Annotated in this window: 13 protein-coding genes; 4 read left to right on the top strand and 9 right to left on the bottom strand. The window is 32.1% G+C overall.

The window, feature by feature from the left end:
* Positions 1 to 25: 25 nt before the first annotated feature.
* Positions 26 to 844 carry a 3-methyl-2-oxobutanoate hydroxymethyltransferase gene (gene panB, locus ACSIGE_RS07840; RefSeq protein ID WP_440879319.1) on the bottom strand — a complete coding sequence of 273 codons (819 nt, stop codon included), beginning with the start codon at positions 842 to 844 and terminating at the stop codon, positions 26 to 28.
* A gap of 442 nt (positions 845 to 1,286) precedes the next feature.
* Between panB and ACSIGE_RS07835 the strand changes: the two genes are divergently transcribed.
* Positions 1,287 to 1,844, top strand: coding sequence for a sigma-70 family RNA polymerase sigma factor (locus ACSIGE_RS07835; RefSeq protein WP_440879318.1), 558 nt, complete (start codon positions 1,287 to 1,289; stop codon positions 1,842 to 1,844).
* Between the two features lie 375 nt (positions 1,845 to 2,219).
* The gene (locus tag ACSIGE_RS07830; protein ID WP_440879317.1) at positions 2,220 to 2,867 is read left to right on the top strand and encodes an O-methyltransferase; all 648 of its coding nucleotides are present in this window, start codon (positions 2,220 to 2,222) and stop codon (positions 2,865 to 2,867) included.
* Between the two features lie 14 nt (positions 2,868 to 2,881).
* Here the strand turns inward: ACSIGE_RS07830 and ACSIGE_RS07825 are convergent, their stop codons facing one another.
* From ACSIGE_RS07825 to ACSIGE_RS07790, 8 genes are all read right to left on the bottom strand, one after another.
* Positions 2,882 to 3,163, bottom strand: a complete 282-nt coding sequence (locus tag ACSIGE_RS07825) for a Sec-independent protein translocase subunit TatA/TatB (protein ID WP_440879316.1) — start codon at positions 3,161 to 3,163, stop codon at positions 2,882 to 2,884.
* 83 nt (positions 3,164 to 3,246) lie between these two features.
* Complete coding sequence (locus ACSIGE_RS07820) at positions 3,247 to 3,540, bottom strand: F0F1 ATP synthase subunit epsilon (RefSeq protein ID WP_440879315.1); 294 nt, start codon at positions 3,538 to 3,540, stop codon at positions 3,247 to 3,249.
* A gap of 37 nt (positions 3,541 to 3,577) precedes the next feature.
* The gene (gene atpD, locus ACSIGE_RS07815; RefSeq protein WP_440879314.1) at positions 3,578 to 5,089 is read right to left on the bottom strand and encodes a F0F1 ATP synthase subunit beta; all 1,512 of its coding nucleotides are present in this window, start codon (positions 5,087 to 5,089) and stop codon (positions 3,578 to 3,580) included.
* Between the two features lie 176 nt (positions 5,090 to 5,265).
* A complete protein-coding gene (locus ACSIGE_RS07810) occupies positions 5,266 to 6,624 on the bottom strand; it encodes an OmpA family protein (RefSeq protein WP_440879313.1) in 1,359 nt (452 codons plus the stop codon).
* Positions 6,625 to 6,744: 120 nt separating this feature from the next.
* The gene (gene kbl / locus ACSIGE_RS07805) at positions 6,745 to 7,938 is read right to left on the bottom strand and encodes a glycine C-acetyltransferase (protein WP_440879312.1); all 1,194 of its coding nucleotides are present in this window, start codon (positions 7,936 to 7,938) and stop codon (positions 6,745 to 6,747) included.
* A gap of 52 nt (positions 7,939 to 7,990) precedes the next feature.
* Positions 7,991 to 11,122: a UvrD-helicase domain-containing protein gene (locus ACSIGE_RS07800; protein ID WP_440879311.1), complete on the bottom strand. Its 3,132-nt coding sequence runs from the start codon at positions 11,120 to 11,122 to the stop codon at positions 7,991 to 7,993.
* A gap of 100 nt (positions 11,123 to 11,222) precedes the next feature.
* On the bottom strand, positions 11,223 to 12,059 hold the full coding sequence (locus tag ACSIGE_RS07795) for a ZIP family metal transporter (protein ID WP_440879310.1): 837 nt from the start codon (positions 12,057 to 12,059) through the stop codon (positions 11,223 to 11,225).
* 17 nt (positions 12,060 to 12,076) lie between these two features.
* Positions 12,077 to 12,745: a metal-dependent transcriptional regulator gene (locus ACSIGE_RS07790; protein WP_440882194.1), complete on the bottom strand. Its 669-nt coding sequence runs from the start codon at positions 12,743 to 12,745 to the stop codon at positions 12,077 to 12,079.
* A gap of 107 nt (positions 12,746 to 12,852) precedes the next feature.
* On the opposite strand from ACSIGE_RS07790, the gene ACSIGE_RS07785 reads away from it, so the two are divergent.
* Both ACSIGE_RS07785 and ACSIGE_RS07780 read left to right on the top strand, forming a co-directional pair.
* Positions 12,853 to 15,054, top strand: a complete 2,202-nt coding sequence (locus ACSIGE_RS07785) for a TonB-dependent receptor (RefSeq protein ID WP_440879309.1) — start codon at positions 12,853 to 12,855, stop codon at positions 15,052 to 15,054.
* A complete protein-coding gene (locus ACSIGE_RS07780; protein ID WP_440879308.1) occupies positions 15,055 to 15,537 on the top strand; it encodes a thioredoxin family protein in 483 nt (160 codons plus the stop codon).
* Positions 15,538 to 15,606 lie beyond the last annotated feature (69 nt).

Below are 15,606 nucleotides of genomic sequence, written 5' to 3'. Positions count from 1 at the left end.
TTATATTTAACTAATTGTAAAAGTATTAATACTGTTCTTTTTCGTTAGGAAAATCTTTAGATTTAACATCGTGTATATATTCTTGAAATGCCTTTGTCATTTCCGAATATAAGTCTAAATAACGTCTTAAAAATCTTGGACTAAATTCATGTGTCATTCCTATCATATCGTGTGTTACTAATACTTGACCATCGACACCACCCCCAGCACCGATTCCAATAACGGGTATGGATAAACTCTCAGCTACTTCTTGAGCTAACTTTGCGGGTACTTTTTCTAAAACAAGAGCAAAACACCCCAGTTTTTCAAGTAATTTAGCATCTTCTTTCAGTTTCTCCGCCTCAGTATTTTCTTTTGCTCGTACAGTATAGGTTCCAAACTTATAGATTGATTGAGGTGTTAAACCTAAATGTCCCATAACAGGTATTCCAGCAGTTAATATTCGAGAAATTGATTCTGAAATTTCACTCCCTCCTTCTAGTTTTACAGCATGACCTCCAGATTCTTTCATTATTCTTATTGCCGATTCGAGTGCATTTTTAGAATTACCTTGGTAAGTTCCAAAAGGAAGATCAACAATCACTAGCGATCTATCAATTCCTCTAACGACTGAGCTAGCATGATAAATCATTTGATCAAGTGTTATAGGCAAAGTAGTTTCATGTCCAGCCATAACGTTAGAAGCAGAATCTCCTACTAGAATTACGTCAATTCCTGCTCCATCAACAATTTTAGCCATGGTATAGTCATATGCAGTAAGCATAGATATTTTCTCCTTATTAGCTTTCATTTCAACTAATGACTTGACAGTCACTCTTTTGTATTGCTTTTTTGCTACTGACATATCATATATCTATTTGTGTCATGTAAAAATAGTAATTTAATAAGATTAATGTATCGTTAATCTTCTGTTAATTAATTTTCTTAATTGTCCATAATGAATAGTTTTACTACTTTTTAAATCAGTATAGAATTATTTGTTTTATTTGATTGTCATTTAATTAAAAAAATAGTTAATTAAAAAGATTTTTTAAGGCTGACAAAGGGTTGAAAATTTTAATAAAAGTTTTATTCATTACAATGATCAAAGCTGTTATCATTATATTTTCACATCCTATATTTTTAAAATCATGTTAATTTTTGATAAAACTATACTGAGTTACCTACAAAGTAGATGTTATTTGCAATTCATAAAAAATAGCCGTAAAGGATTTTATGTTGTCAGTGTTAATGCATACATTATTAAATAATATTTAGTGTATATTTGAAATGAAAAACCCAAAAAAGTGAGAAATAGTTTGTTGCCCGATAAGTGGGTTGATAATTATGCTGATTATTTATTTAATTATGCTGTAGTTAGAGTTAATAATGAAATGTTAGCGAAAGATTTAGTTCAAGAAACCTTTTTTGCGGGTCTAAAATCAGCAAAAAATTTTGAAGGAAAATCAAGTGAAAGGACTTGGCTTATTTCTATTTTGAAGAGAAAGGTCATTGATTACTATAGAAAAATTAATTCACGAAAAGGTCAAGCTGAAATAAAAATGAATTTCTACGGGTCTGGTAATAAGGAAGGTGACTGGATAGAGGAGCGAGTTCCTCAATCTTGGAATAATGAAGCAGAGCGTAGTATAGAAAATCAAGAGCTTAAAGAACAAATAGATAAATGTATTGATAGTCTGCCAGAAAAGTATGCTATGGTTTTTAAAATGAAAACGATACGTGAATTTGAAACTGAAGAGATTTGTAAGGAGTTAGAAATTACACCGTCCAATCTATGGGTTATTATACACAGAGCGAGAACACAATTAAGGGGATGTTTAGAAAAGAATTGGTTTAATATTTAAGGTTTATGTTTATTAAGTTTAAAATATCTTGTGATGAGGCAACAACAATTTGTGATAAATCACAATATGGTGAGGCATCCCGGAAGGAAATTATAAAGCTAAAATTACATTTCTTATTTTGTAAATTGTGTAGGCTATATTCTAAGCAAAACAGCTTTTTATCACTATTCTATAAGGAAAAAGCAAAAAACTGTAGCTCACAAAAATATACATTGACTAATGAAGATAAATTAGCTCTTAAAGAAAAAATTAAAAACATAAAATGATTTTTTAGGTTTTTTTCGAAAAAACCATTTTTGATTTTTTGTTAGATTGAAACGGAATTTGTTGCTAAAATGAATTCCGTTTTTTTTAGTTTTGTATTAAAACTTAAAGATGCATTTTTTACCTGATTCAATAAATAAATACGCTATAGATCATTCTCAGAAAGAACCGTTAATTTTAAAAGAACTTACTAGAGAAACTTGGCAAAAAGTATTAAATCCAAGAATGCTAAGTGGTTCATTCCAAGGAAGAGTACTTGCTATTATTTCGAAATTAATACAGCCAACGAAAATATTGGAGATTGGTACTTATACTGGCTATTCTGCTCTTTGTCTAGCGGAAGGTTTAAAAGAAGAGGGAGTTTTGTATACGATTGATAAAAATGAGGAACTTGAAGAGTTACAAAAAAAATATTTTGATAAATCACTTTATAAGAATCAAATTAAACAATTCATTGGTAATGCAATAGAAATAATACCAAATATTAACGAGAAATTTGACATGGTTTTTATAGATGCCGATAAGTCTAATTATTTAAATTATTTTAAATTAATTATTGACAAAATGAATCCAGGAGGTATAATACTATCAGATAATGTATTATGGAGTGGGAAAGTTGTCGAAGAGGTAGATCCTAGAGATGTAGATACAAGAATCCTTTTAGAGTATAATAAATTATTGAATGAAGATGAACGCTTAGAGACTGTATTACTGCCTATTAGAGATGGATTAACTATAAGTAGAGTGAAAAAAATATAAAGCGGAAATATTTTTTATCTATTTCTCTTTATGGGGCCTGTTAATTTATCGATGTTATCTTTAACATCATTAACTTCTTTGTTAATGTCTTCTACAATATTGTTGTCTAAACCATGTTTACTTGCACTTTCATTAATCTCTCTTTTAATATCGTTTGTTGCATCTCTTACCTGACGCATCCCTTTACCTAAACCTCTAGCAATTTCAGGTAATTTATCTGCACCAAAGAACATTATTACAATTAGTAAAATTACAAATATCTCAGGGCCTCCAATAAATAAAAAAGAAATTTTCATAAAACAAAGATAGTTAAAAAGTATTAGTCTAAAAAAAAGCCAAACCCTTAGGGCTTGGCTTTTTTTAGATATATTCATAATAATTAATCTGCTAGAATAATTACTTTATTGTCCTTTATTTCAATTGTTCCTGATTTAATATTAAGTGTAAAAACTTTATCGTCAGAAGGCAATTTCTCTAAACTACCATGTAAGTCATCAAATGATAAATTATTTTGCAAATGCGTATGAATTTTGATAACACCCCTATTTAAAATAGAAACAATAGGTGCATGATTATTTAACATTTGAAATTCTCCGTTGATACCAGGTACAGTAACAGAGTCAACATCTGATGAAAATAATATAGCTTCTGGAGTAACAATTTCTAAAAACATAAATTCAATTGATTATTAATTATAATTGTTAATCAGATTATGCTTCTGCTAGCATTTTTTCTCCCGCATCAATTGCTTCTTGAATCGATCCTTTAAGGTTAAAGGCAGCTTCAGGATATTTATCCAAATCACCATTCATAATCATATTAAAACCTTTTATGGTATCTTTAATATCAACTAAAACCCCTGGTATACCAGTGAATTGCTCGGCCACGTGGAATGGTTGAGATAAGAAACGTTGAACACGACGCGCTCTGTGAACGACCAATTTATCTTCTTCAGATAATTCTTCCATACCTAGGATTGCAATGATGTCTTGTAATTCTTTATAACGTTGCAATAATTCTTTAACTCGCTGTGCACACCCGTAGTGTTCGTCTCCAAGAATTTCCGGAGTAAGAATTCTAGAAGTAGAATCTAAAGGATCTACGGCAGGGTAAATACCCAATTCTGCAATTTTACGTGATAATACAGTAGTTGCATCTAAGTGAGCGAAAGTTGTAGCAGGAGCAGGGTCTGTCAAATCATCAGCAGGTACATAAACTGCTTGAACTGAAGTAATAGATCCTTTTTTAGTAGAAGTAATACGTTCTTGCATAGCTCCCATTTCTGTTGCTAATGTTGGTTGGTAACCTACAGCAGAAGGCATACGCCCTAATAATGCAGAAACTTCAGAACCAGCTTGAGTAAAACGGAATATATTATCAACAAAGAATAATACGTCTTTACCTTGAGCTTCACCAGCACCGTCACGGAAATATTCTGCTATAGTTAATCCAGATAATGCTACTCGAGCACGAGCTCCAGGAGGTTCATTCATTTGACCAAAAACAAAAGTTGCTTTCGATTCTTTCATACCTTTCTTATCAACTTTTGAGAGATCCCATCCACCATCTTCCATAGAATGCATAAAATCGTCTCCGTACTTGATAATTCCAGATTCTAACATTTCTCTTAATAAGTCATTACCTTCACGAGTTCTTTCACCTACACCTGCGAATACTGATAAACCACCGTGACCTTTAGCGATATTATTAATCAACTCTTGTATTAGTACAGTTTTACCAACACCAGCACCACCGAATAAACCAATTTTACCTCCTTTTGCGTAAGGTTCAATTAAATCAATTACTTTAATTCCAGTGAATAAAACTTCTGTAGCAGTAGATAAGTCTTCAAATTTAGGTGCAGATCGGTGAATAGGTAAACCATTTTTACCCGTTTTAGGCAACTCACCTAACCCGTCAATAGCTTCCCCTGTTACATTAAATAAACGACCGTATATATCATTACCAATTGGCATTTGAATTGGATTGCCTGTAGAAATTACATCTTGTCCTCTTTGTAAGCCGTCAGTTGCATCCATTGAAATCGTACGAACTGTATCTTCTCCAATGTGCTGTTGAACTTCTAAAACTAAAGTAGAACCATCGGCTTTTTTTATTTCTAATGAATCATAAATTTTTGGCAGTTCAGCATTTTCTGTATTAAACTCAACATCGATAACTGGACCAATAATTTGAGAAACTTTACCTTTTATTGTAGACATTACTATTGTAATTAAAGTTATTTATTTTGTTAAGTGAGAATTAACTCATTTTTTCACGGCGCAAAGGTACTTTTTTAAAGCCAAAATTAAAAATGTTTCTGACTATTTTTAATTTCGAACACAATAAAAAAAAGCCTCGCAAACTGCGAGGCTTTTTTTTTATGATTAAATTAAAATTATTTTACAACTTTAATTTCTACACGTCTGTTTTGAGCTCTTCCATCTCTAGTTTTGTTAGAAGCAATTGGATAAGCTTCTCCAAATCCTTTAGATGATAATCTACTTGAAGAAATACCAGCTTTACCAACTAAATAGTCAACTACAGCCTTAGCTCTTCTTTCAGATAATCTTAAGTTAGAAGCTTCTCTACCTTGACTATCAGTGTGTCCTTCAATACTAAAGTTAGCTTTTGGATATTCGTTCATAATACCAGCCATTAAATCTAATTTACCTTTAACTCCAGGTCTGAAAGAAGTTCTTCCTGAATTAAAATAAATAGCTTTTGCGAAATTCTCTAATTTCTTAACCGCTTCTTCTTTAATAACAACTTCAGGACATCCGTTGTTAGAAGCAACACCTTTTACATTAGGACACTTATCGTCTTTATCTAAAACACCATCACCGTCGGTATCTGGCCAAGGACATCCATTATTAGCAGCTGGACCAGCTGTATTTGGACATTTATCTTCTTTATCCGCAATACCATCGCTATCAGCATCTGGGCATCCATTTAATGCAGCTAAACCAGCTTTGTTAGGACAAGCATCATCTTTATCTGCGATACCATCACCATCAGCGTCAGGACATCCGTTTAATGCAGCTAAACCAGCAACTTCAGGACAAGCATCATCTGAATCTTTAATACCATCATTATCAGTATCAGGACATCCGTTAAATTCTTTTAAACCAGCAACTTCTGGACAAGCATCATCTTTATCATAGATCTTATCTCCGTCAGTATCTTTTCCTCCAAATTTGAACACTAAACCGATTGAGTGTTGAAAATGATCTTGAACTTTATCTGCAAACTCTTTTTTTCCTCCCGATTGGAAGTTTAAACCTAAATTATCATTGAACCAAGTATTAAAACCAAGACCTGCATTTAATGTTCCTTCACCTAAATCACCTAAGTTAGCATATCCACCACCTAAATATACATAAGGATCGAACCAAGCAGTATCACCAAATAAATTATTTAAGTCATACTTTACGTTAGCATCGATAGCCCAATAAAGCTCATCCATATCGTCTTCAGAACGGAAAGTTTCAATTTTATTGATAGACCCTGCTAATTGTAAACTAAAACCGTCGTTTAAGTATCTGTCAACAGAAATTCTAGAAACTGAAGGAAGAATATTCCAGTCACTTGTACCAATATAGTCTTTTGCGTAATCTCCAAAATCTGAAGGGATTCTAAAGTCAACAGCATTAACTCCGAAACCAACTACCCATGGGTTGTCTGAATCCTGTGCGCTTACCGTTCCCACTGTTGCGAACGCAAACAAAGCCATCACAGCTAATTTTAATTGTTTCATTATTAAAAATTTAAATTAAAAGTTCGTTTATATATAACGCAAATGTAAGTTGTTAAAACTTATTTACAAAAACAAATCTACAAAAACTTACCAGAAAAGCAAGTTTTTTACATCAATCATCTATATAACTTTCAGTTCTTTTCCTACCTTAATAAATGCATTAACAGCCTTGTCAAGATGCTCTTTTTTATGAGCAGCAGATAGCTGAACTCTTATTCTAGCTTGTTCCTTTGGAACAACAGGGTAGAAGAAACCAATAACGTAAATATCTTCTTCTAAAAGTTTATTAGCCATTATCTGAGATAATTTCGCATCATACAACATAACCGGTACTATTGCGGCATCAGCTCCAACCAAATTAAAACCTGCGTTCTCCATTTCAGTCCTAAAATACTTTGTATTCCATTCTAGTTTATCTCTAAGTGAAGTGTCATTTGATAGTAGATCAAATACTTTTATAGAGGCTCCAACAATGGCAGGAGCTAATGAATTTGAAAATAAATAAGGACGAGACCTTTGTCGTAAAATTTCAATGATTTCTTTTTTTCCTGTAGTATATCCACCCATTGCACCACCTAAAGCTTTTCCTAATGTTCCTGTTATAATATCAATACGTCCCATTACTTTTTTTAGTTCCAATGTGCCTCTTCCTGTTTCACCTATAAAGCCAGCTGCATGACATTCATCAATCATAACCAAAGCATCATACTTATCTGCTAAATCACAGATTTTATCTAATTCAGCTACAATACCGTCCATTGAGAATACCCCATCAGTCACAATAATTTTAAACCTATGATTTTGCTTATTAGCTTGAATTAATTGTTCTTCCAGAGAAGCCATATCGTTATTTGCGTACCTGTATCGAGCAGCTTTACACAATCTAACACCGTCTATTATCGACGCATGATTTAAGCTATCTGAAATAATAGCATCTTCTTTAGTGAGTAGTGGCTCAAATACACCTCCATTAGCATCAAATGCTGCAGCGTACAATATGGTATCCTCTGTCTCATAAAAATCAGCAATTTTCTTTTCAAGTTCTTTATGGATGTCTTGTGTGCCACAAATAAAACGAACAGATGACATACCAAACCCATGTGTATCCATAGTATCTTTAGCCGCTTGTATAACCTCAGGATGATTTGATAATCCTAGATAGTTGTTAGCACAGAAGTTAATCACTTCTTGGCCTGAAGATATTTTTATAATAGCATCCTGGGATGAAGTAATAATTCTTTCAGATTTATATAGCCCCTCTTCTTTAATATTTTGAATTTCTTTTTGTAGGTGATCCTTTAATTTTCCGTACATGTTACGATGTTTTTATTAGAGTATGATGTTTGTAGAAGTCAAATTTAGGAGGTTAGACTTCTCTGACCAAAATTTCTTTTCCAATATATACCAGTAGTTTCTTTTGAATTTTAAGATTCATTTCTCCTATGGTATTTGCATATTTTAATATTTGTTGATGATGCTGTGAAGAATGTTTTCCTGTTTTATAATCAATTACGACAGCATCACTACCATTGATAACTAACCTGTCAGGAATGATAATTTGATTATCGATTGTTACTATTTCTCGTTCATTAAAGACAGTAATGTTTTTTTTGAAAAACTCTTCTAAAAGAGGATGTTTAACAATATTTATAATGATACGCTGAATTAATTTTATATTTTTTTTTTGAATAATTCCCTGATTGGTATATTCATCAATGACTTTTGTAATATCTTCTTCAGAAATTATTTTAGACATCATTTCATGAATTAGGTTTCCGTATTCAATGGCCTCTTCTTGTTTTGTATCCCATAGTTTTGAAGCACTGGCAAGCATATAAATATTATGATCTTGCCAAGGAGAAGAAATAAAACTGTCTTGGGTTTTTGTTTTATTTTCAATGTTGGTCAATTTACTTTTGCGCTGAACATCACCAAAAGCATAGTTTAATTTGTCATTATTCCAGTTGTTCGTTTTCTTTAAATAATTGATGAAAATTCCAGAGTAATAGTTTGTGTTTTCAATGTTTTTCGAAATTTTTTTATTAGTAATTATATGTAGTTGTTCAATAGGGCGCGTAAGGGCTACATAAAGAAGATTAAAATTGTCTAATTCTAGTTCTTCTCTTTGCTGTTTATAAATTTCTTTTCCTCGATTACTAATAAAGTTTAAATCTTTATTAAATGGAAGTAACAGTTCATTAAAAGGGGTGTAGTTTTTAGGTAACTGATCCAGCCAGGTTTTAGGGTTTATTTGTTGGTAAATATCCAAATCACAAGGAAAAATTACAACGGGAAATTCTAGTCCTTTTGATTTATGTATTGTCATTATTTGAACTGCACCTGCACTTTCCGGAGCCACGATACTAAGGTTTTCCTTTTTACGATCCCAATAATCTAAAAAACTTTGAATGTCTGTATTTTTTCTTTGCTGTTCTAAAATAACATCTAGGAAAAACTGTAAATAGGCATCGGAAGAATTGGTTAAATGAAACCCTCGAATGATACTTTCTATTTTTTCATAAAATGGAAGAAGATTAAAATCATTAAGATTAAATGATGTACTGTAGTAAGCCAAGCTATCGAACAAATCATGATTGTTAAGTTTGATATGCTTTATGATAAAGGAATGTTTCTTTTCCTGAACATTTAAATGACTGTGCAGAAAGTATAGAACATTAATTAATGTTTCTTTGTCAGTGGGGTTTTGTAATACCTGAAGCATATTAATAATAAAGCTGACTTTGGTATTACTTTTAAGTAATAGTGTTTCTGAAGAAACGATTGGAATTAAATTTTCAGACAGATAATTTGCAATTGCAATACCGTCACTTTTTTTTCTTACCAAAATACATATCTCATCTAATCTGAATTGAGATTGTACTTCTTTAATTTTTTCAAGAACCTTATTCGGATATTGCAAAGATTCAATTTCTCTATCTTTTTCTTTTTCTAAAAAAGTTAAAGTTACATAACCGCCTTTTCTGTTATTTTCTAGTTGCTTATTTCCATCAATAAATAATTGCTCGTAACTTTTGTTTTGAAGGAATGCAGCAGAATGTTGGAAAAAATTATTATTGAAATTGATAATTTCACTAAAACTTCTATAGTTTATTTCAAGTGTTTTAGCTGTTTTAGTTATCTGAAAAGGGTTTGCCGAATTTTTATCACTAGAACCTAAGTTGATGAATTGTTCCGCTTTACCACCTCTCCATCGATATATAGCTTGTTTTCCATCACCTACGAGTAAAAGATTACTATTTTCTTGAGCCAGAGCATTATCTATTAAAGGTATTAAGTTTTTCCATTGTAAAGTTGAAGTATCCTGCATTTCATCAATGAAGTAGTGCATAAAACGTTGACCAATACGTTCATAAATAAAAGGGCTAGGTTGGTTTTTAATATTATTCGCGATTAATTGATTAAATTCAGCGTTCAAGCGAATATTATTGTCCTCTTTTATAGTATTTAGTTCGGTATTAATATTATTTAATACAGCTAGCGGAATTAAACTTTTTAGTGCTAATTCACACAGTATTAGCTGACCATAGATTTCTTTGCTTTGATCAAATATAGTGATCAAGTCTGGTAAAATTCCTTCAATAGAGTTCTTGATTTCTGGTTTAGCTGTTTTTGTATAAAAGTTATGATTTTCTATTGCTTTGTCAATCGTTTCACTTCTTTTTTTGAAATCGAAAGAAGAAGTAAACTCGCTTAAGTCTTTAAGGAATTTAGGGAAAGTACCTCTTGAAAAATCTTTTACCTCAAGTCCTGCATTTTCTATAATATTTAAAGCTGTTTTTCCTTTACTTTTTATTTCTTCAAGTAATTCACTTTTATTTTTGGATACTTTATTCTGTATATTATCGAAATCATTTAGCTTTTTCGAGGCTAACAAGTTCACGTGTTTGGCGTCATCTTCGTTTAAAAGTATTTTGGCAATATCGTTTAACTCTTTAGAAATGTCCCAAGATTTGTCTTCATCCGTTTTACTTAGAGAAAAATGAATTAATAACCGTGTAATATCCCTATTATTACCAATTTTTGAAACTAAAACATCAACTGCTTCACTTAATAGAGAAACGGCATCCATTTCAACTTCGAAATTAAGACTAAGTCCGAGGTCAAAGGCAAAACTCTTAATTATTTTATGAGTAAAACTATCAATGGTGGTAATAGAAAAGCTAGCATAGTTTTGTAAGATAGCATCAATAATTTTTTCACTTCGTTTCTGAATAGTTTGTCTATCTAAGTTAGTTTCATCCAATATTAAAGTCAAAATGACGCTTTCTTCTTTTTCTGCAAAACTTTGAAGATTATTTAAAACCCTTTCTTTCATTTCACCAGCAGCTTTATTGGTGAATGTTATAGCAAGAATTTTTTGAAAAAGAAAAACGTCTTTAGCGGTTAGTAGTATTTTTAGATATTCCTTTACTAATGTAAAGGTTTTACCACTTCCAGCAGAGGCATTGTATATTTGAAAAGTGGAGGAATGACTCACAGGCTTATAATTTATCGCAAATTAAAATTTTATGCCTAAAAAAACATACGAAATCAAATCTTCCTAAAAATATTTTTATGTTTTTTAGAGTAAAATCTTTTTATCCGAGACCTACATCAAGTGCCATCATAACAATAAAACCTCCTATAAACCCTAAAGTAGCAATGTCTGTATATTTATCTCTTTGGGTTTCGGGGATAACTTCTTCAACTACCACAAAAATCATAGCTCCTGCAGCAAATGCTAGTGCGTAAGGTAAGATTGGAGTAAAAAATGATACAGCAACAGCACCTAAGACAGCAGCAAAAGGTTCAACAATTGCAGAAAGCTGTCCATACCAAAAGCTTTTTCGCCTACTTATGCCTTGTCGTCTAAGGGGCATTGCTACAGCAAATCCTTCTGGAAAGTTTTGTATTCCAATACCAATAGCTAAAGAGATAGCAGCTATAATCATTTCGGTTTGTTCTGCCCCCACTAAGGTTGAAGCGGCTCCAAATAAGACGCCAACAGCTAAACCTTCAGGAATGTTATGAAGTGTGATTGCTAATACTAGTAAGGTTGTTTTATGCCAGTTAGTTTTAACTCCCTCAGCTTCATTATCCTTAAAATTTAGGTGAAGATGTGGAAGCCATTTGTCCATTCCAAACAATGCCATGGCACCAAGTGCAAATCCTATTGCAGAGGGTATTACTTTAATAAACCCCTCGCCAGGACTATTATCAATAGCAGGTGAAAGTAAGCTCCAAAAACTCGCAGCGACCATAACTCCACCTGTAAAACCAAGCATGCCGTCCAGTACAGCACGGTTTAGGTTTTTAAAGAAAAAAACTAAACTTGCACCAAGTCCAGTCAACCCCCAAGTAAATAGAGATGCGTAGAGTGCACCTTGTATTGGATGTTCTTGACAAAAAGCAACTATTTGATCAAATGAGCCCATAATGTTTTTTAATATATTTATTCTTGTTTATGCGTTTGCTGAATGTATAAATTGTCAGCAATTTTATTTGAAATATTGAGGGTTTTATCATCCATTCTGATAGTAAATGACCCGTCAAAAGGTTCTTGTTCGGTGATTTGAATTTCCTTTCCAAGTGCAATTTCGTGCTTGTTTAAAAATTTAAGGAACTCAGTTGAACTATCTTTAACGCCAATACAAATACCTTTTTCACTGATTTTAAGTGTAGATAATAGTTTTTTTTCTACAATACTTAAGTTTCCCTCTTTATCTGGTATAGGATCACCATGCGGGTCTTTTGTTGGGTATTCTAAAAAAGCATCGAGTTCATCAATTAATTTGGAAGACTTAATGTGCTCTAATTGTTCAGCTACCTCGTGTACTTCATCCCATGAAAAATTTAATTTGTCAACTAAAAAAACTTCCCAAAGCCGATGTTTTCTTATAATATTCGTAGCAGTCTTTTTACCTAGATCTGTTAAACTTACTCCCTGGTATTTTTTATAAATAACAACGTTTTTTTCGGAAAGTTTTTTCACCATATCGGTGACAGAAGACGCTTTGGTCTTGAGTTTTTTAGCAATAGAATTAGTACTTATTCCTTTAGAAGAAGTACCTCCTAAGTGAAATATGGTTTTTATATAATTTTCTTCTGATTGACTAAACATGAAATTTGTAAGAGTCTGCAAATATATAAATTTTGTTTTATATAAACATATTTTTAGGTATGTCTAAAAAATATTTTAAATTTGCACAAAAATAAAAACAAAATAGAATGAAATATTTCATTGTACTACTTTTCTTCTGTAGTACGCATATTCTTTTATCTCAAAATATATTGAGGGGGAAGGTAACATTTAACGGTAAGCCATTAGAAATGGCAAGTATTATTATTAAAGGGACCCGTACAGGAACAGTTTCTGATAATGAAGGAATTTACTCTTTAAAAACAGACCTGAAAGGAAAGTTTAAAATGGAAGTATCTTCAGTTGGGTTTAATACTATCACAAAAAGAGTGTTTTTGGATGGTAAGAAAACTTTAAACATAAACTTTCAACTAGTCGAAGTAAACTCGTCTTTAGATGAAGTAGTTATTTCTGGAACAATGAAACCTGTAAAAAAATTAGATAGTCCTGTTCCTGTGGAAGTCTATTCACCTGTTTTTTTCAGAAAAAACCCTACACCGTCCGTTTTTGAGTCTTTAGCAAATGTGAACGGTATTAGACCACAGGTTAACTGTAGTGTTTGTAATACAGGAGATATCCATATAAATGGATTGGAGGGGCCTTATACTTTTGTTTTGATTGACGGAATGCCAATTGTTAGTGGTTTGTCAACCGTTTATGGGTTAACTGGCTTACCCCAGTCTTTGATAGAAAGAGTTGAAATTGTAAAAGGACCTGCTTCAACATTGTATGGTTCAGAGGCAGTTGGAGGTGTTATCAATATCATTACAAAAACATCAAAGGCTGCACCAAAGCTTACACTAGAGTCTTTTGGTAGTTCTTGGGGAGAAATAAATGCAGATTTAGGATTTAAATACAATCTGGGTAGAGCACAAGGATTACTTGGTGTTAATTATTTCAATTATCAAAACCCCATTGATAATAATAAAGATGGGTTTACAGATTTAACATTACAGGATCGTATCTCAATATTTAATAAGCTTTCTTTTCCAAGAAAAAATAATAAGATTTTTACCGTTGCAGGACGCTATGTTTATGAAGATAGATGGGGAGGAGAAATGGATTGGACTCCAGCTTTTAGAGGAGGGGACGAAATTTATGGGGAAAGTATTTATACTAGTAGATGGGAGACATTTGGAACATATGACTTACCGACAAGCGAAAAATTGAGTTTACAATTTAGTGCTAATGGACATTCTCAAAACTCCTTTTATGGAAATGCGCTTTATCAGGCGGATCAATACATAGGGTTTGGACAGCTTCTATGGGATACTTCGTTAGGTAAAAATCATAATTTACTTTTTGGAGCAACTTACAGATATACTTATTATGACGATAATACCACTGCTACAGGGAATGATTTAAACAATGATCCTTCAATTACACACTTACCAGGTGTTTTTATTCAAGATGAAATCACTTTAGCACCAAATAATAAACTTCTACTTGGAGCTAGGTATGATTATAATAGCATACATGGAGGGATTTTTTCACCAAGGATTAACTATAAGTGGAATTCGGAGAATAATAAGGACGTTATAAGAATTAGTATGGGGAACGGGTTTAGAGTCGCTAATATTTTTACAGAAGAACACGCTGCTTTAACAGGTAATAGAGAAGTTTTTTTTGAAGATGAGTTAAAACCCGAAACCTCTTGGAATGCTAATGTTAACTATGTTAAGAGGTTTACAACGGATAATGGGGGTATAATTAATCTCGATGCAAGTACTTTTTATACTTATTTTGAGAATAAAATAATTCCTGATTACGAAACAGACACAAATAAAATTATCTACGGGAACCTAAGTGGTAATTCTGTTTCAAAAGGAATTTCACTAAGCACAGATATTACTTGGCAAAATGGTTTGTCAATTTTGGCTGGGGCAACTTTAATGGATGTTTCAGTTACAGAAAACGGAGTTACCGAAAGACAAGTATTAACAGAGAGTTTTAGTGGTACTTGGAGTATTTCATATCATTTACCTAGTTTAGATATGAAGGTTGATTATACAGGAAATATTTATGGTCCGATGGATTTACCTTTGCTGGAAAATGATCCAAGAGCGCCAAAATCTCCATGGTACAGCATTCAAAATATTCAATTATCTAAGAAGTTTACGAATAACTTTGAGGTTTTCGGAGGGGTAAAAAATCTATTAGATTTTACTCCTGTTGCAAATGGTATATGGAGTGCAGATGATCCTTTTGCAGATGATTTTGATACCACTTACGTTTACGCATCAAATCAGGGAATACGAATGTTTCTTGGATTGCGATATAAAATATTTTAATTGAAATATATTTTAGTCATATTACTTCTAATAATTTCACACCATTTGTGCTCCCAAACAAATGGTGTTGAGGTTGTTGAATACACATTTGAAGAAATAGAAGAGCTTCAAAAACAAAAGCAAAAACCAATAGTTGTGTTTATCCATACTTCTTGGTGTAAATTTTGCTACGCTATGCGAGAAAAAACTTTTGCTAATCCAGAGGTTACAAGACTATTAAATGAGTATTTCTACTTCGTGTCACTCGATGCTGAATTAAAAAGACCGGTAAGGTATATGAAACATCTATTCGAGTACAAAAAACAAACTTCTTCTTCAGGAATACATGAGTTAGCAGAAGTGTTAGCCTCTACAAATAAAGGGATTACATATCCGACCACTGTATTTTTAGGCGAAAATAATATTATTGATGAACAAATTGATAGTTATATGTCGGCAAAGCAATTTTTATGGGTGTTGAAGAGGTATTTAGAAGTAAAATAATATATTTATTTGATAAGAAATTAATGATAAGGTAACACTGAAGACTTCTCTTAACATTAAAAAAACATT

The sequence above is a fragment of the Tenacibaculum profundi genome, assembly GCF_052050075.1.
Taxonomy (GTDB): Bacteria; Bacteroidota; Bacteroidia; order Flavobacteriales; family Flavobacteriaceae; genus Polaribacter.
Note: the sequence above shows the minus strand (reverse complement) of the source record. Positions and strands in the feature narration are given on the sequence as shown.

Bases quoted from the DNA above. Each gene is read 5' to 3' on its own strand.
- ACSIGE_RS07820 (WP_440879315.1), bottom strand. From the start codon at position 3,540: ATGTTTTTAGAAATTGTTACTCCAGAAGCTATATTATTTTCATCAGAT.
- ACSIGE_RS07830 (WP_440879317.1), top strand. From the start codon at position 2,220: ATGCATTTTTTACCTGATTCAATAAATAAATACGCTATAGATCATTCT.
- ACSIGE_RS07795 (WP_440879310.1), bottom strand. From the start codon at position 12,059: ATGGGCTCATTTGATCAAATAGTTGCTTTTTGTCAAGAACATCCAATA.
- ACSIGE_RS07785 (WP_440879309.1), top strand. From the start codon at position 12,853: ATGAAATATTTCATTGTACTACTTTTCTTCTGTAGTACGCATATTCTT.
- ACSIGE_RS07810 (WP_440879313.1), bottom strand. From the start codon at position 6,624: ATGAAACAATTAAAATTAGCTGTGATGGCTTTGTTTGCGTTCGCAACA.
- panB (WP_440879319.1), bottom strand. From the start codon at position 844: ATGTCAGTAGCAAAAAAGCAATACAAAAGAGTGACTGTCAAGTCATTA.
- ACSIGE_RS07825 (WP_440879316.1), bottom strand. From the start codon at position 3,163: ATGAAAATTTCTTTTTTATTTATTGGAGGCCCTGAGATATTTGTAATT.
- atpD (WP_440879314.1), bottom strand. From the start codon at position 5,089: ATGTCTACAATAAAAGGTAAAGTTTCTCAAATTATTGGTCCAGTTATC.
- ACSIGE_RS07790 (WP_440882194.1), bottom strand. From the start codon at position 12,745: ATGTTTAGTCAATCAGAAGAAAATTATATAAAAACCATATTTCACTTA.
- kbl (WP_440879312.1), bottom strand. From the start codon at position 7,938: ATGTACGGAAAATTAAAGGATCACCTACAAAAAGAAATTCAAAATATT.